Below are 22,956 nucleotides of genomic sequence, written 5' to 3'. Positions count from 1 at the left end.
AAGAGCTATTTGCTAGCTCTTCTTTTCATTTGAAAAAAATAATGAGAAGCAGCAACATTGTGTTTTTATGTGGCGTCTATATAGCGAGCGTTTTGTATTGTCAAAAAAATTTTTTGGTTATACTATAGACAATATCCAAAAAAACGTGGTGCTTAGGAGGTGCTGCTTCGTGAAAGACGCGATAGAATCACTCATAGAAAAGTTTAATCAAGATATGTCACTAGAACAACGTAATTATTTACGTTTTCTCTATGAAAACTTACATCTTGAGGAATTAAGCAGCAGGGAACAACATTATTTTATTGACTATTTTTTAAAGAGTGAACCATTACGAAAAATGGCAGCATTTGCATTAGAATTAGCAGACATTCTGCATGAGGTTCGTGAAAATATTCCCGCTATCGAAAAGGCTGAGAGACTGGCTAATGGCAAGGAGCAGCGTTTGTATTACGAACGGAAATGGTCAGAGCTAAGACGTCAAAAGCTCAAACAGCAAACAACAAAAAATGGCAATGTGTTTTATATACCCTTTCACGACTACAAACAGGATCCTGGGCCCATAATTATTTGTTTAGAGCAGACGACAGGGATGGAAGCTTATTCAGAGCTATGTAAAAGCATGATTTTACCGTTATTTATGAATGCCCATCGCGAAAATCGCGATTTATATATCATCCCATATGACCGGCAAATCAATGTTCACTATCGCTTTGAAAATGGTCATTTAAATTTAGCTGATTTTAAGAGCTTTATTGAATATAAAGCTAAAGGAGAAGCTGAGCTTTTGCCTGTTCTACAGTTTGTCAGATCAATATTGCATGAAAATCAACTAGTCACCGAAGCAGAAGTCATTATATTTACAGAGGGCACTCCTATAGATGGACAGCATCTCGTCAGTAAGCAAGCCAAAGTAATGCTGGAGGAAATGAAACGAAAATACCTTGCTGAATTTTCGGTCATTGCAATGCATGAAGATAATTTTAATGAACAACAATTTTGGTTTGCCAATAAGGCTTTCTTTGCGGATGATGCCATACAATAACAGAAAGGGGCTAACCTTTACGGAAGGTCAGCTCCTTTTTATTGGAGATACATAGGTACTAAAAGGAGATATACATGGATTCATTACATTGGATTATACCTAAATTTACAGTCCCAACTTGGATGGATGTCTTAGTAGCGATTATTATTTGTATAGTTGGTTGGCTGATTCAACGATTTATCATAAAAAAGATCATTAATCGCCTGGTCATCTTTTTAAGAAATCGCCACCGAAATTTCCAAGCCAATGTGCTTGCACAATTTAGTAAAGCCATTGGCTATGCATTTATGACAGCAGTCATTGTGCTTAGCTTATCTTATTTAATAGAAGTTCCTTTATTTACGCATAAATCAACGAAAAATTTTGTATTGTCTATTATGGTGTTTTTTGCTTTTAAGGGCGTATATGACGTTTTAAATTTCTATACAAAGCAGCCACTTCAATTAACTAGCGAAGAGGACCAAAATGTACTATTACCTTTTTTCCTACGAATTGGTAAAGTACTCATTATGATTTTTGCCATGTTTACCATCGCATCATTTTGGAACTTTAATCTGAATGGCTTTTTAACAGGGATTGGTTTAACGGGAGTAGCGATTGCTTTTGGAATTCGAGATACGTTAGCCCATGTGTTTGGTGGTATGTCCGTGGCACTTGATAATCCATTTCAAATTGGCGATTGGATTGCGACCGAAGATCAAAAAATCGAAGGGACGATTGAAGATATTAATCTTCGCAGTACCTTAATTCAAACAGGAGACAAAGGCCTTGTCTATGTGCCAAACTCTTATTTGGTTAATCGTCCCATTTACAACTTATCGAGACGAGAGAAGCGTAAATGTGAGCAATATTTATATGTAGCTGCTACAAATGAAGAAGACACAATACGCAGTGCCTTAACAGCTATTCATAAGGAAATTTATTTACATGCTAACACAGAGAAAGACATGATCCATGTTTATATTGATGAATTTCATTATGACAGGTATCGTGTGCTTATTCGCTTCTTCGTTGCTACGAACGATACAGCAGTCATGCTAGAGGTACGCCAGGAAATTTTCTTTGCCATTCGCCAAATTGTGGAGGAGCTATCAATTACTTTAGCAGCCCCAGAGGACGATGAAGGACCGAGAAAGAAAAAATAAATTGAATTGTAAGATAGTTTGCATTACAATATAACCTAGTAATCAGCGTTGATGAAGAGTAGTAGCTATTAGTATTTGTCATAGAGAGCTAGTGGTTGGTGGAAACTAGTACAAATAAATAGTGAATGGACTTCGGAGCTCTAATTCTGAACTACTAGTATGGATTAGCGTATGCCTACGTTATAAGGCTTAGAGAGGGTCTTTTTATTGACCAATGAAGGTGGCACCACGGCTTTTCCGTCCTTTTGTGATGGAAAGGCCTTTTTATATGGATTTTGGTGTAGAAGAGCAGAGCTTAGAGAAGGAGAGAAGAGAATGACAGTTGAGATGAGAAAGTATGCCATGAAAGTATTACAGGGTGATATGATGACCCCTATCTCTGTCTATCAATCATTGAAGGGGCAGCATAAAATGCTGTTCGAATCGTCAGCCAAGCATGAGGAAAGTGGACGTTACTCCTTTATTGCAGTTGATCCAGTGGCTGAATTAAAAGGAAATAAAGAGGGGTATACCTTTATTAAAGGACTGGAAAAGGAAAAATCGAATGGGAATGTACTCGATTATTTAAAGCGAGTGATGCCGTTCCATGAAGAAACGTATCCATTCAATTTTTTTGGAGGCGCTATCGGTTTCTTTGGATATGAAACAGCTTTTTATACAGAAAAAATCGGTGAATATTTACAGGATGAATTAGCCATGCCTGATGTCCATGTTTTTTTCTATGACACATTTATTGTTTTTGATCATATGACACAGAAAATTACATTGGCTTCAATAGATTTATTTAGAGAAGGGCGTTCCTTCGAAGAGATGAAAGCATCTATTTCAAAGATGGAGCAGCAGCTATACAAGGGGACAGCTTTTGCTGCCCTCAAAGTAGATAGTCTTGATTTTAAGCCAATGATTTCGAAGGAGCAATTTGTCGCTTTAGTGGAGCGTGCGAAGCAACATATTTTGAAAGGGGATATTTTCCAAATAGTGCTATCACAACGGTTCTCAGCCTCGTTTACAGGCTCACCTTTTGCGCTATACCGCCAATTACGGACCTCCAATCCCTCTCCATATATGTTCTACATGGATTATGGGTCCTATATTATTTTAGGAACATCTCCAGAAAGCCTTGTAAAAGTTAAAAATCGGCAGGTGACGACAAATCCAATCGCTGGTACCAAGCCGCGTGGTGTGACAAAGGAGCAGGATGAAGCCATTGCCAATGCGCTATTGGAGGATGAAAAAGAAGTGGCAGAACATCGTATGCTCGTGGATTTAGGTCGCAATGATCTTGGTCGCATTGCAAAGGTGGGGTCTGTAAGGCTGATGAAATTCATGCATATTGAACGCTATAAATATGTCATGCATATTGTATCTGAGGTATTAGCAGACCTACGTGAAGACCTCCAAGTTTTGGATGTCCTTCGTGCTTGTTTACCTGCGGGCACAGTGTCAGGAGCACCAAAGATTCGTGCGATGCAGCTTATAAATGAATTAGAGCCTGTAAAGCGTGGCGTCTATGCAGGAGCTGTTGGGTATATATCTACGACAGGTGATATGGATTTAGCCCTTGCTATTCGTACCATGATTATTAAAGATGGGAAAGCTCATGTACAGGCAGGTGCAGGTATTGTTCACGACTCTGTTCCATTATCTGAATATGAGGAAACGCTGAATAAAGCTCGAGCACTATTGGAGGTAAAAAAATGATTTTATTAATTGATAATTATGATTCCTTTACCTACAATCTATTTCAACAAATAAGCATGCTTGGGAAAAACGTTAAAGTTGTGAGGAATGATGCTATTACAATAGAAGAAATTCAAAAAATGTCACCGGAAGCTATTGTTTTATCTCCCGGACCAGGAACACCAGCGGAAGCAGGTATTACAGTTAATGTTATTAAGGAGCTATATCGAAAATTTCCTATATTAGGGATTTGTCTTGGACATCAATCCATTGGGTACGCATTTGGAGCAAACATCGTGCAGGCTCAAACCATCATGCATGGCAAGCTGTCACATCTACAATATGAACAAACGGGTTTGTTTGCACAATTAGATGGAGATATTCAAGTAATGCGCTACCACTCTCTCGTTATTGAAGAACCTTCATTACACAGTGATTTTCACATTATCGCAACAGCAGGTGATGACGAGGAGATTATGGCTATACAACACAAAAAATATCCTCTTTACGGTTTGCAATTTCATCCTGAATCTATCGGTACAAAAGAGGGAAGTAGAATGATGCAAGCCTTCTTTGAAAGTATTGCTTAAATAAAAAAAGCTGTCGCCTCCTAATTTGGATCTAGCGACAGCTTTTCTTTATTGTTTTTTACCTGTAATTAATTTCGCAATTTCCTCTAAAGACATGGAGGAATTTACTTCATAGGATCCAATTTGTAAGCTTCGTGCATATTTTGCGTTTGCGAGTAGTAACTCCATTTCAACGCTATTAGAAATAATACCACCGTCTTCAAGCTTTTGGGCGACAATATATGGTGTAATTCCACTATATATTTGCAATGTCATTGTTGTACCATCCGCATTTGTATCTTCTTTAACAGATGGTTCTGAAGAAACAGCAGTAGTAGTTTCTTCAGTAGTATGTACTTGTTTGACTTGTTTTTTCAGCGTAGCAATTTCTTGATTGGCCTGATGAAGCTTATTTTGTAGCTCTTCAACTTGCTGTTGGTTGGAAGAATCTTTTTCAGGTAGTCCAATGTTCACATCAAATCGACTTGCAAGAGCAAGTAAGGCACCGACTAGAAAAATGGCTAGGCCAAATGAGCGAATGGAAGACGTATTCATACATTAACGCCCCCCATTTGCAATCACTTGACGAACTTGTTCTTCTGTTAAATTTGAGCGGATACTAATATCGCCTACTGAAAGTCCTTGTTTATTCAATTCGAGCACCTGACTTACAATTATTTGATGAATCGGCTTTACTTGTGATGGATTAGGCGCAACTTTTGAAGCTTGTGCCGCTTGTTGGACGGCTTGCATGACTTGTTGTACTTTAGGACTTTGGACGCTAGGATTAGGTTTAGGTGTTGAGTTTGATTTTACTTGAAACTCTGGCTCTAATAGTAGCTCTTCCTCTACAATTTTTAAACGGCGCTTTAAATTATTCGTTTCTTGGAAAATGGAGATAGATAATTCTTCGACATCTTTCTCGACTTTTTTCGAGCTATTTTTGAAAAAGAACGATACTATCATCAAAAGAATCCCAAAAATCATTAGTATGATGGATAAATCCAATAGTTTCACCTCGTTGTAGTATGTAATTATAAGATATTTTACCATATGCAAACTTAATATGAAATGAAGGTAGATTTTTTTTCAGTTTGTGTTATAATAGGTTAGTCGTATAAATCATGCTCAAATTTAAATTCTTGATATAGAGTGGGAGGGTTAATGATGCGCGTAAACATTACTTTAGCTTGCACAGATTGCGGCGAACGTAACTACATTTCTAAAAAGAACAAGCGTAACAATCCAGAGCGTCTTGAACTTAAAAAATATTGCTCTCGCGAGAAGAAATACACTCTTCACCGTGAAACTAAGTAATTGCTCATTAAGCCAAAACCACAAGTGGTTTTGGCTTTCTACATTTTATGAATGATTGAGGTTTTACTATATAGGAGGTAGCCTGCATGGATAAAACAACATTACGAAACAAGGTACGAGAAACACTTGCGATGATAAATGAAGAAGTTTATCGCAGACAATCTAAAGCTGTAGTGCAAAGGGTGCTACAGGAACCATATATAATAGAAGCAAATACGATCGGCATTACCATTTCAAATCAGCCAGAAGTCGACACAATTCTTTTAATTGAAGAACTTTGGCAGCTTGGGAAAAAGGTCGCTGTGCCAAAGTGCCACCCCAAAACAAGAGAAATGACATTTTACGCCATTGAATCGTTTGCTCAGCTTGAAACAGTATATATGCATTTGCGTGAGCCTATTCCCGAACGATGTGAGTTAGTTGACGCAAATGAGATGGATATTATCTTGGTACCAGGAGTTGTTTTTGATCGATTAGGCTATCGAATAGGATATGGCGGTGGTTATTATGATCGCTATGTATTAAACTATAAAAAGGGTAAATTGATGTCATTACTTTTTGACGAGCAGATCGTTAATCGTGTTCCTATGGAAGAACATGATTGCCCTGTAGACATCATTGTGACACCGACAGAACGCATTGACTGTCTAGCACATCGAGGAGCGAGCGAAAATGGATAAAATGTTAGATATTTATGAACTCTTGAAAACCTATGGTACTTATATTTATACAAGGGACCCTATTGGCGATTTGATGTTAATGGAGGATGAAATAAAAGAGCTCTATAAAGCGAATGTACTAGACATAAAAGATTACCAAATGGCATTATTACTAATTCGACAAGAAACGACAAGACTTCGTATGGAAGAGAATAAAAAGTAATGTTTGAAATATAATGTAATGGGGTATTGTAAAATTAATGTAACATGTATGTAATATTCTTAAAAACAGTGGGTTTCCGCTGTTTTTATGTTTTTACGAAACTTTTTACAATGTAAAACGTATATATAGATATCTGGTGCATATACGAGCAAGGAGAGTAAAATTTCTAAAAGATATGTGTTGATTATCTGTAAAAAAAGGATTAAGATATATTTTGTTTCAGTAACAAAATGTAAAAAATTATTATTTTTTTGTAAGGAAGTAGGGAGGATGTTAGGAATGAGATCAATAAAGTGGCCTAAACATTCATTTATGATACTAGCAATTATAGCAACTTGGATCAAAACGGTCATTGTTTACCACACGAGCTTTGAGATGAAAATTGAAAATGCAATGCAACAATTTATTTTGTTTATTAACCCATTAAGTTTCTTGCTATTTACGTATGGTTTAGCACTTTTCTTTAAATCAGCAAAAGCTAGAAATCGTTATTTAATTACAGTCAGCATTATTTTATCAATAGTCCTTTACGGAAATGTAGCGTTCTATCGTTTTTATAATGACTTTATAACACTACCGGTATTATTCCAAACAAGTAACTTTAGTGACTTAGGAACTTCAGTAGCAGCCATTGTAGAGCCTTGGGATGTATTGTATTTTGTTGATGTACTTATTTTAATCTTAGCAAATAAATTTATACCAAAAATGAAAAATTCGTTTAAAGTAAATGTGGAATTCCGTCGTGCATTTTTTGTGCTGGCAATCGCTATGTCATTCTTAAACTTAGGTTTAGCTGAAACAGAGCGTCCACAATTATTAACACGTAGTTTTGACCGCGAATTACTTGTAAAAAATATTGGTACGTACAATTACCATCTGTATGATATTTATATTCAAACAAAATCATCTGCCCAACGTGCGCTAGCGGACGGTAGTGAATTAGTTGAAGTAAACAACTATGTTCGCTCTAATCAGGCAGCAGTTAACCCAGAAATGTTTGGGAAGTATAAAGGTCGCAACTTAATTGTTGTGTCTATGGAGTCTTTACAAAACTTTGTTATTAACAATGATATGAATGGACATGAAGTTACGCCATTTTTAAACTCTTTAACAAAAGATAAAGATACGTATTATTTCAGTAACTTCTACCACCAAACAGGTCTAGGAAAAACATCTGACTCTGAGTTTATTGTAGAAAATTCATTGTTTGGTTTAGGACGTGGAGCAGTATTCTTCACACACGGTGGAAATACGTATAACTCAATGGCAGAGCGCCTTGGGGAAAATGGTTACTTTACTAATGTCATGCACCCTAATAATAAATCATTCTGGAACCGTGACATCATGTATCAATCTTTAAAAATCAATAAGTTCTACGATATAGATTCTTATACGGTAGAAGAAGGGCAAGCTGTGAACTGGGGAATGAAGGATACGCCATTCTTAGAGCAATCTGCAGCGTTAATGAAAGATATGCCGCAACCATTCTACTCAAGACTTATTACGTTAACGAACCACTATCCATTTACATTGGATCCGGAAGATATTATGATTCCTGAGTATGATTCGAACTCAGGGACATTAAATCGCTACTTCCAAACGGTACGCTATATGGATGAAGCTTTAAAAGATTTCTTCCAACAATTGAAAGATCAAGGTGTTTATGATAATTCAATTATCGTCATGTATGGTGACCACTACGGTATTTCAGAAAACCATAATAAAGCAATGGCACAATATTTAGGAAAAGATCAAATTACACCATTTGATAATGCATTACTACAGGAAGTACCTTTATTCATCCATATCCCAGGATCTGACGATGGGAAAGAAATGACTGAAATAGCTGGGCAAATGGATTTACGTCCAACGATTTTACACCTACTAGGCATTGAAACGTCAAAAGATATGCAAATGGGTGCAGATTTATTCTCTCCAGAGCATGAAAACTTCGTAGTGTTCCGTGATGGACGCTTTATCACAGATAAATATGTGTATGCGGGAGAAGCTTGCTATGATAAATCAACTGGCGAAGAAATAGAAGTTGAGCCATGTCAGCCATACGCTGATCGTGCAACAATGGAGCTAGAAAATTCCGACGCCATTATCAATGGAGACCTTCTTCGATTCTATGATGAGAAGACAGGTAATTTAAAACAAGAATCCGTTAAGTAAACAAAGGGAGATCTCGTTATGAGATCTCTCTTTTTACTTTACACAATTGACAAATTTGTTGAAGTGATTATAATTAGTGTAAATATCTGCATAACGAAGATTTGTTTTTCACATTTCGGAGTATAAGAGTCAAAGGCATGGAAAAGAACAAGTAACTTTAATAGAACTGACAGAGAGTAGCCGGTAGCTGAGAGGCGCAAGGGATATTAAAGTGAATACATCTTGGAGCTGCGTACCGAAATTCTAGTAGGCTACGACGGGTTTGCATCCGTAATCATTGCAATAGTATCGCCTCGGCTGTACTAATGGAGGAGTGCTATTTGAGTAGCTCTCGAAAAAAGGTGGTACCACGTTCATTAACGTCCTTAGGATTTAATCCTAAGGGCGTTTTTTGCATCTGGACGTCCTATTATGACATTAGGGCGACAGCAGTCCTTTTAGAAACTCTTATAGATCTTGCAATATTAATTTTTAATATTACAAGGAGATGTTTTGTATGTTTTTAACACCAAAGGAGCAGTTAGCCATTATAAAAAAGGGTGCTAACAAAATTGTTGATGAACTCGAGCTACTACAAAAATTAGAGCGCTCATTTCAAGAGAAAAAACCCTTAACAATTAAGTTAGGGCTCGATCCATCCGCACCAGATATTCATTTGGGCCACGCAGTTGTGTTACGAAAAATAAAACAGCTGCAAGATTTAGGGCATCATGCTGTCATTGTCATTGGCGATTTTACCGGCCGTATTGGTGATCCTACAGGAAAATCTAAGGGACGTGTGGCATTAAGTGATGAATTGGTGGGGGAAAATGCCAAAACATATTGTGAGCAAATTTTTAAAGTGTTAGATGAAGAAAAAACGACTATCCGATTCAATAGTGAATGGTTAGCAAAATTAAATTTTGAAGAAGTTATCCAGCTGGCAGCCACTACCTCTGTTGCCCGTATTTTAGAGCGTGAAGACTTCCAAAAGCGTTACCATCAGCAAATACCAATTGGTATGCATGAATTTTTTTACCCCCTCATGCAGGCGTATGATTCTGTAGAATTAAAAGCTGACATTGAATTAGGGGGAACCGATCAAACGTTCAATATTCTCATGGGACGCACCTTGCAAAGGCATCGTGGGCTAGAAAAACAAATTGCTATTTTTATGCCATTACTTGAAGGGTTAGATGGTGTGGAAAAAATGAGTAAAAGCTTGGGGAATTATATTGGTATCCATGAAGCACCCGAAGTTATGTTTAAAAAAATAATGGAAATACCAGATTCGCTCATTATCAAATATTTTGAATTAGCAACAGATGAGCATCCACTTCAAGTGCAGGCCATTCAAGAAAGACTTCGAATGGGGGAGAACCCTCGTGACTTAAAACTACACTTAGCAGAAATAGTGACAGCCTTGTATCACGGTCACGCTGCTACGATGGATGCAAAATCCTATTTTGAAGCTGCTTTTCAAAAGAAGGTTATTCCAACTAACATTCCTACATTGCTACTTGAAATTGATAAAGAACGAATAGAGGATATCATTCCGCAATTAATTTCTATCCATTTTATTCAGAGCAAAAGTGATTTTTTAAGGCTCATTAAGCAAAATGGGGTTTCCTTGAATGGAGAAAAAATGGCTGCGGACGATCTATCTCGCGTATTAATGAATGAGGATGTCCTACAAATTGGTAAGAAGAGATTTCTAAAATTAAATAAGTAAAATCAGATAATATTCAAGAAAAAAAGAGCAATCTCAAATCGAGACTGCTCTTTTTTCTGTCTAAATTTTAGTGTAATTTTGGTGGGTAACCGCTATGAACGATTGTCATGATGACAAACCATCCAAACACGACAGCACTTAATAAGTTGAAAACAACGCTTAAAAGGTTCTTTTCTTTAATTGCTTGGAATGTACCAACTACAGCTAAAATCGCTACTAGACCAAAAATAACCATTAATAAGTTCATTAAAATAGACACTCCTTTCGACATCAGAAAATGAATGTCGTAAACAATATTCCTCCTTAATTGTAAACGTTCTACCTGTTTTTGTCGAGAACTAATATAGCGCAAACTATGAACATTTATCGTCAAATTGTGGCAAAGCCTGTATAATAGAAAAATGAGGTGATATCTATGATGAACGTACGAAGTTTTTCTCTTGGTCCAGTCCAAACGAATTGCTATATCGTATCGAATAAAGACAAAGAATGTATCGTTTTTGATCCAGGTGAAGAAGCGGAGCGTCTTCTTAAAACAATCCGTAGCAATGGCCTAAAGCCGCTAGCCATTTTCTTAACACATGCACATTTTGACCATATTGGTGCGGTGGATGCGGTTCGGGAAGCATTTAATATACCTGTATGGATTCATGAAAAAGAGGTCAGCTGGCTAGGAGATCCAGAAAAGAACGGCTCTAGTAAATATGCTGCATTACCAGATTATAGGGTAGCTGCACCTGCTCAAGACACTATCATTAAAAAAGAGCAACAATTCGAAATAAGCAATTTTGTTTTTCAAGCAGTATTTACACCAGGACATTCACCTGGTAGCATTTCTTATGTATTTGAAAAAGACGGCTTTGCGATTGTGGGAGACACATTATTTGAACAGGGCGTAGGACGGACGGATTTAATTGGTGGGTCCACCAAAATATTATTAGCATCTATTCATGACAAATTATTAACACTACCTGAGGATACAATCATTTATCCTGGTCATGGGAATTATACAACTGTCAGTGCAGAAATGGAAACTAATCCGTTTTTAAATGGGTTTTAAAATACCAATGCCCATAAAAAAAGCGTATCTCGTAAATGAGATACGCTTTTTTAGTTGTATTAATGACCGCCACCAGGTACGTGAATGAATGTTGTATAGTACGTGAAGCCAGCGAAGAATACAGTTAAATATGCTCCGAAAATGTACATGTACATACGTTCTGAAAGGTTTAAGAAGCCTAATAATAAGAATAAACCTGTATTACCTAAGAATAATAGCGATACCTCGTTCATACCACCAAGGTAGAACATAACGGCAAAAATACCTGTCCAGAATGCCATAACTTTATACATATTATCCATGAAATTTCCCCTCCTTTTGCCCACGACACAATAATCTCTTACTCATTATAAATGATATGAAAGGTGTCTGTAAACTGGAACTTATGCGTCTTTGTGACAAACAAATGGATTTTTTAACTAGCTTTCGATTTCTGTCACGTTTATTTCATATTTACATAAATCACAATTATGTATCATACTCTCAATTTGTACAAATTCATTGTTTGAAAATAACGCATCTAACTGCCCTTTTAAATAGGATTCATGTAAGGAGCAGACTATCTCCGAATAAGTTGTAAGTTGCTCTTGGAATGGACAATTGAAAATGGAGAATATCACCTTTTTGCCATGTTCTGTTTGTTGAATTTGTGGAACATAGCCAATTAATGCGGCATTGTCAGTTAATAGTTGAAGCTTCTCGTCGAAGGAAAGGGAATTATTGATGGTCAATTCAGCGTTCATATTTTGTTTCATTTGCTGATAACCATCTTGATAGCTAATTTCCTGACATTTTTCTAAGACAGATGGTCCAAGCTCTTCCACTAATTGAATCGTCCATTTCAGTAAACGGTCTTCATCACGTCTAGGAAATGATAATGATACACCTTTCTCTGAAGCCTTATACACACGGCCAGGTCTTCCACCCTTACCTGTTTTCACATAGTCTGCGGAAATAATATTAATTTCTGAAAGCTTTGTTAAATGAAGTCGAGCGACATTTGGATGGATGCTAAACTGATCAGCAATATGTTGGACGGTCACTGTTTTTTTCTCTTGCAATATGTACTCATAAATAGAGTATCTTGTTTCATCAGCTAAAGTGCTGGTAATTTTCAATGGATGGATCATATGCTTCACCTCATTAGTTTTTTTATAAAATTATGTTCGTCTACCAAGTGTTAGGAAAATAATCATGTTCATTCTATTATATTCCATTATTGAAAAAGATACAGTTCATTTCGACATAAATATTAATTTTTTCATGTATGTATCTTCTTTTTTAGTGGGAAATTGCACTTTATCCACATTTCTATAGCAAAAAACATGAATGATGGGAAATTTTATAACAAATTTTTATTTTCAGAAAAGGGCTTTTCTCGTAGGAAGATCCTATTTATACTAGGAAATAACGAATAGTGCGGTCATATTCGAATGAACTAGAAAAGGGGTGCATATATGCAGAATTTTGAAATAGTCGTTGAACAAAAATGTGAGCAACTTTTACTAAAAGCCTATCATTTTGGGGCAACCGATTTATTATTGGTGCCAGGCAACGTGAATTATCAGGTCTATTTTCGTAAATATGATAAGCTGCTTCACGCAGGTGAACTTCCCAACGATCTTACGGAACGGATGATATCCTATTATAAGTTTCTTGCACAATTAGATATAAGTGAGCGTCGTAAGCCCCAAAGCGGCTCCTTCCAAAAGGCGATGGAACAACAGCCATATGCTTTTCGAGTATCTACACTGCCTTCCGTATTTTTAAAAGAAAGCCTCATTATCCGCTTGCTTCTCCAAAATCATTCTTTTCCACTAACTTCCTTATCTTTTTTTAAAAGCTCAGCTTACAAATTAATGGAACTTGTGCAAAATCGACAAGGCCTTTTGTTTTTTACAGGGGCGACAGGCTCTGGTAAGTCCACTTCTCTCTATTCCTTAATACATTACTGTTCTACAGAATTAAATAGGCATGCAATTTCCTTGGAAGACCCAGTAGAAAATAACCAAGCAAATTTACTTCAAATTCAAGTGAATGAACGAGCAGGCGTTACATACGCTTCGGGATTAAAAGCTATATTAAGGCATTCACCTGATGTAATCATGATTGGAGAAATTCGTGATAAAGAAACAGCAAAAGTTGCAATCGAGGCAAGCTTGACAGGGCATTTAGTCGTTTCAACCATTCATGCGAAGGATTCTCTTAGCTGTCTTTACCGTTTAATGGACTTAGGGGTATCAATAGATGAGATTAGGCAAACTGTCATCGGTATTGTTGCCCAAGTTCTGTTTCAGTCTTCAGATTTACAGGACGAACGTCGTGCGTTGTACGAGATTTTATCGGATGTTCATCTCAATCAGGCCATAACCGCTATTCAAAATAAGGGGAATTTTCGACTACCCCACGAATTAACATTAAAGGGACAAAAAGAATTAGTGGAGAGCCATTATGCTGCTACAAACATATATCGGTAAATTCCAATTATATTACAACAGAGCTACCAAGTGGCGTGTAAAGGAGCAAGCAAGATTTATTCAACGTTTATCTGTATTAATGCAGGAGGGCTATTTATTTCCACAGGCTATGTCGATGCTATTACCTCATCATATAGAAGATCATGAAATTATTCAGCAACAAATTAATGAAAAACTAAGACAAGGGGAGGGGGTAACAAGCATATTGGAAACATTACACCTTGCTAAACATCATCTAGTAGCGATTAAAGTGGCAGAAAACAACGGGCGTATGCTTGATGTATTAAAAGGTGTGGCAAAGCAAATGATTGTCAGTGAGCAGACAAAGAAAAAGCTAATCAAATTGCTTATCTATCCTGTCATGCTAATTTCATTTTTATTGATACTATTTTTTATATTCCGAACAATTTTCTTGCCTAATATTGAAAAAATGGTGTCAAGCCGTTCGATTGAAGGTGAGAAGTCAAGCTTGGCTCTATCTAAAATATTACTGCATGTCCCCGATTACGTGATGCTAACATCTTCGATTGTGATAGTCAGCTTATTAATAGTACATTTCTTTCTTAAGCGCCAACCCATTCCTCTACAACTATCAATACGATTAAAAATCCCGCTTTATCAATTCTATATTCGATTGTCGTGGACAAGACAATTTGCTGCTTATTTAGGGAGTTTACTACAGAGTGGTTTTTCATTGCAGGCTAGTCTTCAAATTCTAGAGGAACAATCCTTTCAGCCTTTTCTACAGTATTTGTCGCGGCAAATTAAAGAAAGGGTAATCTTTGGAGAATCATTGACGCAAGCAGTACAGATTGTGTCTATTTTTCACAGGGATTTTGCTACTTTTGTAGAGCATGGAGAACAAAGTGGTTATTTAGGGAAGGAACTTACTTTGTATAGCGAATTACTAATGGAAAAGCAGGAGCTTCTATTGCATAAGTTACTAGCCTTCATTCAACCAAGCTTTTTTATTGTTATTGCTATATGTATTCTAGCCGCTTATGTTAGTTTACTATTACCAATTTATCAGATGATTGATTTAGTTTAGGAGGAGCAAGATGAAACAAATCAAACAACAAAATGGCTTTACTTTAATCGAAATGCTGATTGTTTTGTTAATTATATCAATCCTTATTTTAATTACAATTCCAAATGTTACGAAGCACTTTGCTACGATTGATGAGAAGGGCTGTGCGGCCTATATTAATATGGTGCAGGGGCAAGTAGAGGCCTATAGAGTGGATTTTATGACATTTCCGACCCTTGAGGATTTAGTGAAGGAGGGCTATTTGAAAGAAAATGAAACAACTTGCCCTAATAAAGAAGAAATAGTCATTACGATTAAAGGAGAGGTACGCTTAGCAAATGCTGATGCAGGTACTCAAGGATAATGAGGGAGCGACAAAATGAGTTGGGCTTTACGATTCTCGAAATGCTAATTGTTTTATTCCTTGTTATGAGTCTAACAGCCATTGTGAGCAAATTTTCTATAAAATTAGCGGAGTCAAAGGAATTAGAGCGTTTTTTTACACAAATTCAACTAGATATTCAGTATATTCAAACCTATAGCATGAACCAGCGACAATATATCGCGATGAAATTTGAAAGCTCTACAAGGCGCTACGTTATTCAAAAAGATGCTTTTTCCAATCTATATGTCCGACCCTTTCCAAAAGGAGTTGAATTTTCCCCCGATGAGAGCTCTATTTATACGATTGTTTATAATATAAATGGCAATGTCAGGTCCGCTGGCACTATTGCCTTTCACACACCACAGGGAAAGAAAAAGGTCATCATTACATTAGGGCGAGGGAGAGCAAAAATTGAATGAATCAGGCTATTCTTTTGTTGAATCGATTTTGGCTATGGGTATCTTAATGTTACTTTGCGGCTCCTTATTGCCCATTAGCTACACGATGAAAACGAATCTTATGAATAAAAAAATGGAAATGATTGCAGCTGAAACAGCTTACGAGGGCATGAAGCTATTTCAAGCTGTACAACAAACTGAGGGCACAAGAATCATTGAAGAAGTTGAGTATCAATGGGTGTTTAATGGTGAAGAGATTTGTGTTCGTTTTCACAATATACTCAAGCAACGACAAAAATGTATTCTCCTTACAGGTAATAGCAATGAATAATGAGAAGGGCTATACCTTACTAGAAGCGATGTTTCAATTAATTGTGTTTACGCTTATTTCTCATCTTTTTGTCCTAATTATGCTGTGGTATGCTGAAATGACCTCAACTATGCAATCGGATGAACAGGCGAAATGGGAGCTGTTTGTGTATGATTTCAATAAAGGTCTAAAGGATATTTTAGCGTTCTCCGTACGAGAGGATCAAAAAAGAATATCTTTTCAGACTAGGGAAACAGTCCACTATATTGATTGCTATCGTACTATTATTCGTGAACAAGTAAATGGAGGACATGTTCCCATGCTAAATGGCATTCATAAATGTCACTTTACCTATAGCGAAAATAGGCTGACTGTGTCGGTGGAAATGCCTAGTGGTATGAAAAAGGAGCGAACCTTCTATGTGCCAATTATTGAAAAATGACAGAGGGGCTATATTTTTAATCGCAATTGCATTATTATTTCTTGTAACTACTTTTCTTCTTGCGTATTGTATGTCATATGAAATGCAATTTCGAACTTATGACGGGCTCGAAAAATTGAATGTTAAAGCTACGATAAATTTATTGGGACAAATTTTGTCAGACAGTGTAGAATCGTAGTTATAAGAAGGTGATTCGAATTGCGAAAAATATATTTGGTTGGTTTTATGGGCAGTGGAAAAAGTGCTTTAGGAAGACGTTTAAGCTTTTTATTAAAGATGCCATATTATGATATGGATCATGAAATAGTGAGACAGCAAGGAATGTCCATCCCGCAGATATTTGAAAAGTACGGAGAGGCCCATTTCCGAAAAATAGAAACAGAATTTTTGAAAAGTTTCCGTGACGAGGCTTGTATTATTTCTACGGGCGGTGGAGTTGCGATCAATGCTGAAAATCGAAAAATTATGAGGCGTAGTGGCTTAGTATTTTTTTTAGATGCTTCGTTTGAGGATATTTATAAACGAGTTCAGCATGATCCCAATAGACCAATCGTACAAAGTTCGACTAAAGAGGAGCTAGAAAATCTGTATCATTACAGGAGAAAGTTTTATCGTGATGCAGGGCATATTCAGGTCTTGACAGAGGGCAGAACCATTCGTCAAATTTTAGAGTATTTAGTGTTTCAAGTAAAAAGGCTTAAAAACGAACGATAAATAATTAACAGCCGTTTAATGTTCGTCTTTTATTATCTTTTAAAAAATGATTGCCTTTTCAATGCATTTAATGTTAGGATATAGACAAATAAGTAACTAAATGTTCATTGAATACTAAATAGTACCAAGATGTATCTTGGGCGGATGATTGTACGGGGAGAGAGCGTGGTTAGACGCCACCGAAGGAGCAAGTAGCAATGGCTATGAATCTCTCAGGTAAAAGGACTCGTATAAGACGCAACTCTGGAGAGAGCTGTAGTATAACAATAGCAGCCACCAAAGGGGAAAGCCGACTAATTGGCAGTATCAACCATGCGAGTTAGTCTGGTGTAACTTTCAGGTGCAAGGACAGAGAATCCCGAAAAGGGGTTCGTCTGTCTTTTTTTATGTCTATAGGTACTCTGTAAAAGCTTTTACATTGCCGAGTCATGACTGTACCAATACAAAAAGCAGACGAACTACTACCAGTAAAAATGTAACTAACAATAAGGGGGCAAAAAAGAATGACGAATGAATTAAAACGTACACCTCTATTTGAAGAATACGCGAAATACGGTGCTAAGACGGTTGACTTCGGTGGATGGGAATTACCAGTTCAATTCTCTTCTATTAAAGATGAACATGATGCAGTACGTAATCGTGCGGGATTATTTGATGTATCCCATATGGGTGAAATTTTAGTAACAGGTCCCGATGCATTAAATTTTTTACAAAATCTTTTATCCAATGATGTTTCAAAAATAGCTACTGGCCAAGCACAATACACAGCTATGTGCTATGAGAACGGCGGTGTAGTCGATGATTTACTAACGTATAAGTTAGCTGATGACCACTATTTATTGTGTGTGAATGCAGCTAATATCGAAAAAGATTACGATTGGATGCTGGAAAACCAACATCAATATGATGTGACAATTGACAATCAATCAGATGCCTATGCACAAATTGCCCTACAAGGACCTTTAGCAGAGGAAGTTCTTCAATCCTTAACTTCAACTGATGTTAGTGCTATTAAATTTTTCCGATTCCAAGAGAATGTAGAAGTCGCAGGACATAAAGTACTAGTTTCACGTAGTGGATACACAGGAGAAGATGGCTTCGAATTATATGGAGCACCCGAAGACATTAAAGCATTATGGGGTAAAATTTTAGATGCTGGTCAAGACAAAGGTGTTGTCCCTGCAGGTCTAGGCTGTCGAGATACACTACGTTTTGAAGCGGGTCTGCCACTTTACGGTCAAGAATTATCAGCAACCATCTCTCCTCTTGAAGCAGGTATCGGCTTTGCTGTGAAATTAAATAAAGAAGATTTTATTGGTCATGATGCATTAGTAGCTCAGAAGGAAAATGGTCTTCCACGCAAACTAGTCGGCATTGAAATGATTGATAAAGGGATTCCACGCCATGGCTATAAGGTGTTTAAGGATGGTAAGGAAATTGGTGAAGTTACAACAGGAACACAGCTTCCTTCCTCAAAACGTAATGTTGGTCACGCGTTAATTGACAGTCAATTCGCAACAATCGGAAATGAAATGGAAATTGAAATCCGTGGAAAGCAACTAAAAGTAGTTACAGTTGAAACACCGTTTTATAAGCGTTCAAAATAATAGTTGAAAAGAGGGACCTACATTTATGAAACATCGTTATTTACCAATGACGGAGCAAGACCAAAAAGAAATGTTAGACGTAATCGGTGTATCCTCAGTTGATGAATTATTCGAGGATATTCCAGAGAAAGTACGTTTTAAAGGCCTTTATGACATCAAAGCAGCGAAATCGGAATCTGCTTTATTAAAAGAGTTAACAGCACTTGCTGCTAAAAATAAAGACACAAATGCGAATGTATCATTTTTAGGTGCTGGCGTTTATAACCACTATAAGCCAGTAATCGTGGATCATGTTATTTCTCGTTCAGAGTTCTATACAGCTTATACACCCTATCAACCTGAAATCTCACAAGGTGAGCTTCAAGCTATTTTTGAATTCCAAACAATGATTGCAGAGCTTACTGGTATGGATCTTGCCAACTCTTCTATGTATGATGGCGGTACAGCATTGGCTGAGGCAGGGATGTTGGCAGCAGGTCATACACGTCGTAAGAAAATTTTAGTATCTGAAACGGTACACCCAGAATATCGTGATGTTGTGGCTACATATGCCTACGGTCAATCTATTGAAATCGTAACAATTCCACATAAAGATGGTGTGACAGATATTGCAGCTTTAAAAGAGCTGATTGATGACAACACAGCAGCAGTTATTGCTCAATATCCAAACTTCTTTGGCCAAGTTGAGGATATTCAAGTAATCGGGGATATCGCGCATGAAGCAAAAAGCTTATTCGTTGTGTCGTCTAACCCACTTGCCCTAGGTATTTTAACTCCTCCAGGCAAACTAGGTGCTGATATATGTGTAGGTGATGCACAAGTTTTCGGTATCTCTGAAGCATTTGGTGGTCCACACTGTGGTTTCTTTGCAGTCACAACTAAATTAATGCGTAAGGTACCAGGACGTCTTGTTGGTGAAACAGTCGATGGTGAAGGTCGTCGTGGTTATGTATTAACCCTTCAAGCGCGTGAACAACATATCCGTCGCGATAAAGCAACCTCTAATATCTGTTCGAACCAAGCGCTTCTTGCACTTGCAGCTTCTGTAGCGATGACAGCTCTAGGGAAACAAGGTATTCGCGAGATGGCTACACAAAATATTGCGAAAACACGTTATGCAAAAAATGCCTTTGAAGCAGCAGGATTTACAGTAGCATTCCAAGGTGCACATTTTAATGAAATCGTAGTGAAAACAAATAAATGTGTGAAGGAAATCAATAAAGGCTTGATTGAAAAAGGTATTATCGGTGGATATCCTTTAGGTCAAAATTATGACTCTCTTAAACATCATGTGCTAATCGCAGTGACTGAATTACGCACAAAAGAAGAAATTGATGCACTAGTTGCAGAAATGGGGGCTCTTCATGCATAACGAAAATCAAACACTCATTTTTGAAATTTCAAAAGAAGGCCGCGTTGGCTATAGCTTAGAAGCGCTTGATGTACCTGAAGTAGATTTAGCAGATGTATTACCTGCCAATCTAGTACGTTCAGAGGCAGCAGAATTACCTGAAGTATCTGAGCTTGACATCATGCGTCACTACACAGCACTTTCTCGTAGAAACCATGGAGTAGACTCTGGCTTCTACCCACTTGGCTCTTGTACGATGAAATATAATCCAAAAATTAATGAAGCGGTTGCTCGTTTTTCTGGCTTTGCCAATGTTCACCCACTGCAGGATGAATCAACAGCACAGGGTGCTATGGAGCTCCTTTATGATCTACAAACGTCGTTAGTGGAAATTACTGGGATGGATGAAGTGACATTACAGCCAGCAGCAGGCGCGCATGGAGAGTGGACAGCATTAATGATGATTCGTGCTTTCCATGAAGCAAATGGAGAAGGTCACCGTAACAAAGTTATCGTCCCTGACTCTGCTCACGGAACTAACCCAGCTTCAGCAACAGTAGCAGGCTTTGAAACAATCACTGTTAAATCCGATGATAATGGCTTAGTTGATATCGAAGACCTTCGTAAAGTCGTTGGTGCTGATACAGCTGCATTAATGCTAACAAACCCGAATACGCTTGGGTTATTTGAAGAAAACATTATCGAAATGGCAGAGCTTATTCACTCTGTAGGCGGGAAAGTTTACTATGATGGCGCAAACTTAAATGCTGTTATGAGTAAAGCACGTCCTGGCGATATGGGCTTTGACTGTGTGCACTTAAATCTGCATAAAACATTTACAGGTCCACACGGTGGTGGTGGTCCAGGTTCAGGTCCGGTAGGCGTAAAGGCAGATTTAATTCCATTCCTACCAAAGCCAGTCCTTGTAAGAACGGAAGAAGGAGCATACCATTTCGATTACAACCGTCCACAATCTATCGGACGAGTAAAACCATACTATGGTAACTTTGGTATCAATGTGCGTGCTTATACGTACATCCGTACAATGGGTCCAGATGGCCTAAAAGCTGTTACGGAATATGCTGTATTAAACGCCAACTATATGATGCGCCGTTTAGAGCCATTCTACGATCTTCCATATAACCGACATTGTAAACATGAATTTGTTTTATCTGGTCATCGCCAAAAGAAATTGGGCGTTCGTACACTAGATATCGCAAAACGTCTGTTAGACTTTGGCTACCATCCACCAACAACATACTTCCCATTAAATGTGGAAGAAGCGTTAATGATTGAGCCAACAGAAACAGAATCTAAAGAAACATTAGATGCATTCTGCGATGTGATGATTCAAATTGCGAAAGAAGCAGAAGAAAATCCATCCATCGTTCAAGAAGCACCACATACAACAGTCGTATCTCGTCTTGATGAAACACGCGCTGCTCGTACACCAGTGCTGCGCTATCAAAAAGCTTAATATTGTAAAACCGCTCACTTTTTTGGTGAGCGGTTTTTATATGAATATTTTAAGTAATGATAATATTTACATAAAAATCAATTAATTGTTATAATTCCCTTGAGATGGTTTGTGAAAGGAGGAGATTAAAATGCAAACGACATCGTCTGAATTGAGTTTACCAACGAATAGTCTATTAAATAATACATACAGAGTCAAACACCTTCTTGCAACGAGTAAATTATCATTTGTTTATATAGCTGAATACATAAGCACTGGAGAAGAAATTATTATAAAAGAGTTTTACCCTTTAGAGATTGCTTTACGAGATTTGGATAACAAATCAGTAATCAATCGTTTACCCTCTACAAAGGAAAAATTTCAGGAATTAAAGGAGAGATTTCTAAGTGAAGCTTGCATGCTCCAGCAATTGAACCATCAACATATTGTTAAATATAGACAGCATTTTTTTGAAAATGGCTCCGTTTATCTTGTTACAGATTATTATGAAGGAGTTCTATTGGAGCAATATATACATACATATTCTATTCATGAAAGGCATCATCTATATGAAGAAGTATTCCTTCCCTTAATTGATGCCATCTCGTATTTACATAGTAAAGGCATTATTCATCGGGATATAAAGCCGAATAATATTATAATTGATGCGCAAGGGAAACCTCGCTTATTAGATTTTGGTTCAGCAATTTATTATAAAACAGTAGAGAAATATCCAATATTTACTACACCAGGATATTCACCTATTGAGCAGTATTCTATTAAAGGAGAGCAAGGCATTTATACAGATATTTATAGTTTGATGGCAACTTTTTACTACGCATTAACGAATGAAGTTCCACTAGATGTTTCACAAAGAATAATCGAAGATAAACTTGTAAATGTGAGAAAATATAATAGAAAAGTGAGCATTCCTATGTCATTAACTATTTTATGGGGCTTGCAAGTGCAGCATAAAAAAAGATGTTCTTCTCTTTCTTTTATTAAATACATCATTATTCTGGAAGGAAAGTTCAAATGTCTAAAGAACTATTTTAAGTAAATTAATTCTAAAAGACCAAAATTACTATATTTTCAATACTTTTTATTCATTTTTATCTTCAAGTGATAATACTCGAAAGAACGACTTAGGGCCTAATATCAAAAAGACCCTTAGTTGTTTTTTTTATAAAAAAATACGATTTATCCAC

The 22,956-nt window shown here is 37.0% G+C and carries 26 protein-coding genes, 1 riboswitch and 2 other annotated features; of the genes, 21 read left to right on the top strand and 5 right to left on the bottom strand.

Translation table 11 applies throughout. The annotated features are described in order from the left end of the window. Nucleotides 1-169 precede the first annotated feature (169 nt). The 4 genes from AC3CH7_RS10995 to AC3CH7_RS10980 all read left to right on the top strand — a co-directional run bounded on the left by AC3CH7_RS10995 (nucleotide 170) and on the right by AC3CH7_RS10980 (nucleotide 4,457). The gene (locus AC3CH7_RS10995; RefSeq protein ID WP_031416967.1) at nucleotides 170-1,042 is read left to right on the top strand and encodes a vWA domain-containing protein; all 873 of its coding nucleotides are present in this window, start codon (nucleotides 170-172) and stop codon (nucleotides 1,040-1,042) included. A 74-nt stretch (nucleotides 1,043-1,116) separates the two neighbouring features. Beyond that, nucleotides 1,117-2,187: a mechanosensitive ion channel family protein gene (locus AC3CH7_RS10990; protein WP_031416966.1), complete on the top strand. Its 1,071-nt coding sequence runs from the start codon at nucleotides 1,117-1,119 to the stop codon at nucleotides 2,185-2,187. 39 nt (nucleotides 2,188-2,226) lie between these two features. Then, nucleotides 2,227-2,435: a binding site (T-box leader), on the top strand. 67 nt (nucleotides 2,436-2,502) lie between these two features. Continuing rightward, complete coding sequence (gene trpE / locus AC3CH7_RS10985) at nucleotides 2,503-3,888, top strand: anthranilate synthase component I (protein WP_488381745.1); 1,386 nt, start codon at nucleotides 2,503-2,505, stop codon at nucleotides 3,886-3,888. Beyond that, nucleotides 3,885-4,457 (top strand): anthranilate synthase component II, encoded by a 573-nt coding sequence (locus AC3CH7_RS10980; protein ID WP_012295171.1) that lies wholly within the window; start codon nucleotides 3,885-3,887, stop codon nucleotides 4,455-4,457. The genes trpE and AC3CH7_RS10980 overlap by 4 nt, the downstream gene beginning before the upstream one ends. Before the next feature lie 48 nt (nucleotides 4,458-4,505). On the opposite strand, the gene AC3CH7_RS10975 is transcribed toward AC3CH7_RS10980, so the two are convergent. Next, on the bottom strand, nucleotides 4,506-4,991 hold the full coding sequence (locus AC3CH7_RS10975; RefSeq protein WP_036162126.1) for a hypothetical protein: 486 nt from the start codon (nucleotides 4,989-4,991) through the stop codon (nucleotides 4,506-4,508). Nucleotides 4,992-4,994: 3 nt separating this feature from the next. After that, nucleotides 4,995-5,453 carry a hypothetical protein gene (locus tag AC3CH7_RS10970; RefSeq protein WP_012295169.1) on the bottom strand — a complete coding sequence of 153 codons (459 nt, stop codon included), beginning with the start codon at nucleotides 5,451-5,453 and terminating at the stop codon, nucleotides 4,995-4,997. Nucleotides 5,454-5,603: 150 nt separating this feature from the next. Here AC3CH7_RS10970 and rpmG point away from each other — a divergent pair, with 150 nt between their 5' ends. From rpmG to tyrS, 5 genes are all read left to right on the top strand, one after another. Continuing rightward, the gene (gene rpmG / locus AC3CH7_RS10965; protein ID WP_008408521.1) at nucleotides 5,604-5,753 is read left to right on the top strand and encodes a 50S ribosomal protein L33; all 150 of its coding nucleotides are present in this window, start codon (nucleotides 5,604-5,606) and stop codon (nucleotides 5,751-5,753) included. An 86-nt stretch (nucleotides 5,754-5,839) separates the two neighbouring features. Beyond that, nucleotides 5,840-6,433: a 5-formyltetrahydrofolate cyclo-ligase gene (locus AC3CH7_RS10960; protein ID WP_012295168.1), complete on the top strand. Its 594-nt coding sequence runs from the start codon at nucleotides 5,840-5,842 to the stop codon at nucleotides 6,431-6,433. Continuing rightward, the gene (locus tag AC3CH7_RS10955) at nucleotides 6,426-6,635 is read left to right on the top strand and encodes a YqgQ family protein (RefSeq protein ID WP_036162123.1); all 210 of its coding nucleotides are present in this window, start codon (nucleotides 6,426-6,428) and stop codon (nucleotides 6,633-6,635) included. The genes AC3CH7_RS10960 and AC3CH7_RS10955 overlap by 8 nt, the downstream gene beginning before the upstream one ends. Nucleotides 6,636-6,914: 279 nt before the next feature. After that, on the top strand, nucleotides 6,915-8,810 hold the full coding sequence (locus AC3CH7_RS10950) for an LTA synthase family protein (protein WP_036162118.1): 1,896 nt from the start codon (nucleotides 6,915-6,917) through the stop codon (nucleotides 8,808-8,810). A 129-nt stretch (nucleotides 8,811-8,939) separates the two neighbouring features. Further along, nucleotides 8,940-9,180 (top strand) — a binding site (T-box leader). 126 nt (nucleotides 9,181-9,306) lie between these two features. Further along, nucleotides 9,307-10,521 carry a tyrosine--tRNA ligase gene (tyrS, locus tag AC3CH7_RS10945; protein ID WP_012295165.1) on the top strand — a complete coding sequence of 405 codons (1,215 nt, stop codon included), beginning with the start codon at nucleotides 9,307-9,309 and terminating at the stop codon, nucleotides 10,519-10,521. A gap of 67 nt (nucleotides 10,522-10,588) precedes the next feature. On the opposite strand, the gene AC3CH7_RS10940 is transcribed toward tyrS, so the two are convergent. Beyond that, on the bottom strand, nucleotides 10,589-10,768 hold the full coding sequence (locus tag AC3CH7_RS10940) for a DUF2759 domain-containing protein (RefSeq protein ID WP_031416957.1): 180 nt from the start codon (nucleotides 10,766-10,768) through the stop codon (nucleotides 10,589-10,591). 168 nt (nucleotides 10,769-10,936) lie between these two features. Between AC3CH7_RS10940 and AC3CH7_RS10935 the strand changes: the two genes are divergently transcribed. Beyond that, the gene (locus AC3CH7_RS10935) at nucleotides 10,937-11,581 is read left to right on the top strand and encodes an MBL fold metallo-hydrolase (protein ID WP_012295163.1); all 645 of its coding nucleotides are present in this window, start codon (nucleotides 10,937-10,939) and stop codon (nucleotides 11,579-11,581) included. 59 nt (nucleotides 11,582-11,640) lie between these two features. Here the strand turns inward: AC3CH7_RS10935 and AC3CH7_RS10930 are convergent, their stop codons facing one another. Beyond that, nucleotides 11,641-11,883 (bottom strand): DUF2626 family protein, encoded by a 243-nt coding sequence (locus tag AC3CH7_RS10930; RefSeq protein WP_004231035.1) that lies wholly within the window; start codon nucleotides 11,881-11,883, stop codon nucleotides 11,641-11,643. Between the two features lie 117 nt (nucleotides 11,884-12,000). Continuing rightward, entirely contained in the window at nucleotides 12,001-12,711 is a 711-nt protein-coding gene (locus AC3CH7_RS10925; RefSeq protein WP_012295162.1) for a helix-turn-helix transcriptional regulator, read from the bottom strand. A gap of 327 nt (nucleotides 12,712-13,038) precedes the next feature. Here AC3CH7_RS10925 and comGA point away from each other — a divergent pair, with 327 nt between their 5' ends. From comGA to AC3CH7_RS10870, 11 genes are all read left to right on the top strand, one after another. Next, on the top strand, nucleotides 13,039-14,058 hold the full coding sequence (comGA, locus tag AC3CH7_RS10920; protein WP_012295161.1) for a competence type IV pilus ATPase ComGA: 1,020 nt from the start codon (nucleotides 13,039-13,041) through the stop codon (nucleotides 14,056-14,058). Then, nucleotides 14,033-15,106, top strand: a complete 1,074-nt coding sequence (gene comGB, locus AC3CH7_RS10915) for a competence type IV pilus assembly protein ComGB (RefSeq protein WP_012295160.1) — start codon at nucleotides 14,033-14,035, stop codon at nucleotides 15,104-15,106. Before comGA ends, comGB begins: the two co-directional genes overlap by 26 nt. Nucleotides 15,107-15,116: 10 nt before the next feature. Further along, nucleotides 15,117-15,449 (top strand): competence type IV pilus major pilin ComGC, encoded by a 333-nt coding sequence (gene comGC, locus AC3CH7_RS10910; RefSeq protein WP_012295159.1) that lies wholly within the window; start codon nucleotides 15,117-15,119, stop codon nucleotides 15,447-15,449. Further along, entirely contained in the window at nucleotides 15,449-15,889 is a 441-nt protein-coding gene (comGD, locus tag AC3CH7_RS10905; protein WP_488381744.1) for a competence type IV pilus minor pilin ComGD, read from the top strand. Before comGC ends, comGD begins: the two co-directional genes overlap by 1 nt. After that, nucleotides 15,882-16,199 (top strand): hypothetical protein, encoded by a 318-nt coding sequence (locus AC3CH7_RS10900; protein ID WP_012295157.1) that lies wholly within the window; start codon nucleotides 15,882-15,884, stop codon nucleotides 16,197-16,199. The genes comGD and AC3CH7_RS10900 overlap by 8 nt, the downstream gene beginning before the upstream one ends. Further along, complete coding sequence (comGF, locus tag AC3CH7_RS10895; RefSeq protein WP_012295156.1) at nucleotides 16,192-16,620, top strand: competence type IV pilus minor pilin ComGF; 429 nt, start codon at nucleotides 16,192-16,194, stop codon at nucleotides 16,618-16,620. The genes AC3CH7_RS10900 and comGF overlap by 8 nt, the downstream gene beginning before the upstream one ends. 198 nt (nucleotides 16,621-16,818) lie before the next feature. Further along, nucleotides 16,819-17,334, top strand: coding sequence for a shikimate kinase (locus AC3CH7_RS10890; RefSeq protein WP_031416947.1), 516 nt, complete (start codon nucleotides 16,819-16,821; stop codon nucleotides 17,332-17,334). Nucleotides 17,335-17,478: 144 nt separating this feature from the next. Further along, a riboswitch (glycine riboswitch) is annotated at nucleotides 17,479-17,572 on the top strand. Between the two features lie 265 nt (nucleotides 17,573-17,837). Then, nucleotides 17,838-18,941 (top strand): glycine cleavage system aminomethyltransferase GcvT, encoded by a 1,104-nt coding sequence (gene gcvT, locus AC3CH7_RS10885; RefSeq protein WP_031416946.1) that lies wholly within the window; start codon nucleotides 17,838-17,840, stop codon nucleotides 18,939-18,941. A 25-nt stretch (nucleotides 18,942-18,966) separates the two neighbouring features. Continuing rightward, complete coding sequence (gene gcvPA, locus AC3CH7_RS10880) at nucleotides 18,967-20,313, top strand: aminomethyl-transferring glycine dehydrogenase subunit GcvPA (protein WP_012295153.1); 1,347 nt, start codon at nucleotides 18,967-18,969, stop codon at nucleotides 20,311-20,313. Further along, nucleotides 20,306-21,769 carry an aminomethyl-transferring glycine dehydrogenase subunit GcvPB gene (gene gcvPB, locus AC3CH7_RS10875; RefSeq protein ID WP_012295152.1) on the top strand — a complete coding sequence of 488 codons (1,464 nt, stop codon included), beginning with the start codon at nucleotides 20,306-20,308 and terminating at the stop codon, nucleotides 21,767-21,769. Before gcvPA ends, gcvPB begins: the two co-directional genes overlap by 8 nt. A 130-nt stretch (nucleotides 21,770-21,899) precedes the next feature. After that, nucleotides 21,900-22,808 (top strand): serine/threonine protein kinase, encoded by a 909-nt coding sequence (locus AC3CH7_RS10870; RefSeq protein ID WP_207889286.1) that lies wholly within the window; start codon nucleotides 21,900-21,902, stop codon nucleotides 22,806-22,808. Nucleotides 22,809-22,956 lie beyond the last annotated feature (148 nt).

Source organism: Lysinibacillus sp. F12 (assembly GCF_057773605.1).
The sequence above is the reverse complement of the archived record's forward strand: the minus strand, read 5'-3'. Positions and strand labels throughout refer to the sequence as shown.

What these genes read in the sequence shown, in the direction of transcription:
- AC3CH7_RS10980 (WP_012295171.1), top strand. Translation starts at nt 3,885, where the DNA reads ATGATTTTATTAATTGATAATTATGATTCCTTTACCTACAATCTATTT.
- AC3CH7_RS10975 (WP_036162126.1), bottom strand. Translation starts at nt 4,991, where the DNA reads ATGAATACGTCTTCCATTCGCTCATTTGGCCTAGCCATTTTTCTAGTC.
- AC3CH7_RS10960 (WP_012295168.1), top strand. Translation starts at nt 5,840, where the DNA reads ATGGATAAAACAACATTACGAAACAAGGTACGAGAAACACTTGCGATG.
- gcvPA (WP_012295153.1), top strand. Translation starts at nt 18,967, where the DNA reads ATGAAACATCGTTATTTACCAATGACGGAGCAAGACCAAAAAGAAATG.
- AC3CH7_RS10990 (WP_031416966.1), top strand. Translation starts at nt 1,117, where the DNA reads ATGGATTCATTACATTGGATTATACCTAAATTTACAGTCCCAACTTGG.
- rpmG (WP_008408521.1), top strand. Translation starts at nt 5,604, where the DNA reads ATGCGCGTAAACATTACTTTAGCTTGCACAGATTGCGGCGAACGTAAC.
- AC3CH7_RS10930 (WP_004231035.1), bottom strand. Translation starts at nt 11,883, where the DNA reads ATGGATAATATGTATAAAGTTATGGCATTCTGGACAGGTATTTTTGCC.
- AC3CH7_RS10955 (WP_036162123.1), top strand. Translation starts at nt 6,426, where the DNA reads ATGGATAAAATGTTAGATATTTATGAACTCTTGAAAACCTATGGTACT.
- comGF (WP_012295156.1), top strand. Translation starts at nt 16,192, where the DNA reads ATGAATAATGAGAAGGGCTATACCTTACTAGAAGCGATGTTTCAATTA.
- comGC (WP_012295159.1), top strand. Translation starts at nt 15,117, where the DNA reads ATGAAACAAATCAAACAACAAAATGGCTTTACTTTAATCGAAATGCTG.
- gcvPB (WP_012295152.1), top strand. Translation starts at nt 20,306, where the DNA reads ATGCATAACGAAAATCAAACACTCATTTTTGAAATTTCAAAAGAAGGC.
- comGD (WP_488381744.1), top strand. Translation starts at nt 15,449, where the DNA reads ATGAGGGAGCGACAAAATGAGTTGGGCTTTACGATTCTCGAAATGCTA.
- trpE (WP_488381745.1), top strand. Translation starts at nt 2,503, where the DNA reads ATGACAGTTGAGATGAGAAAGTATGCCATGAAAGTATTACAGGGTGAT.
- comGB (WP_012295160.1), top strand. Translation starts at nt 14,033, where the DNA reads ATGCTGCTACAAACATATATCGGTAAATTCCAATTATATTACAACAGA.
- gcvT (WP_031416946.1), top strand. Translation starts at nt 17,838, where the DNA reads ATGACGAATGAATTAAAACGTACACCTCTATTTGAAGAATACGCGAAA.
- AC3CH7_RS10950 (WP_036162118.1), top strand. Translation starts at nt 6,915, where the DNA reads ATGAGATCAATAAAGTGGCCTAAACATTCATTTATGATACTAGCAATT.
- AC3CH7_RS10925 (WP_012295162.1), bottom strand. Translation starts at nt 12,711, where the DNA reads ATGATCCATCCATTGAAAATTACCAGCACTTTAGCTGATGAAACAAGA.
- AC3CH7_RS10940 (WP_031416957.1), bottom strand. Translation starts at nt 10,768, where the DNA reads ATGAACTTATTAATGGTTATTTTTGGTCTAGTAGCGATTTTAGCTGTA.
- tyrS (WP_012295165.1), top strand. Translation starts at nt 9,307, where the DNA reads ATGTTTTTAACACCAAAGGAGCAGTTAGCCATTATAAAAAAGGGTGCT.
- comGA (WP_012295161.1), top strand. Translation starts at nt 13,039, where the DNA reads ATGCAGAATTTTGAAATAGTCGTTGAACAAAAATGTGAGCAACTTTTA.
- AC3CH7_RS10935 (WP_012295163.1), top strand. Translation starts at nt 10,937, where the DNA reads ATGATGAACGTACGAAGTTTTTCTCTTGGTCCAGTCCAAACGAATTGC.
- AC3CH7_RS10870 (WP_207889286.1), top strand. Translation starts at nt 21,900, where the DNA reads ATGCAAACGACATCGTCTGAATTGAGTTTACCAACGAATAGTCTATTA.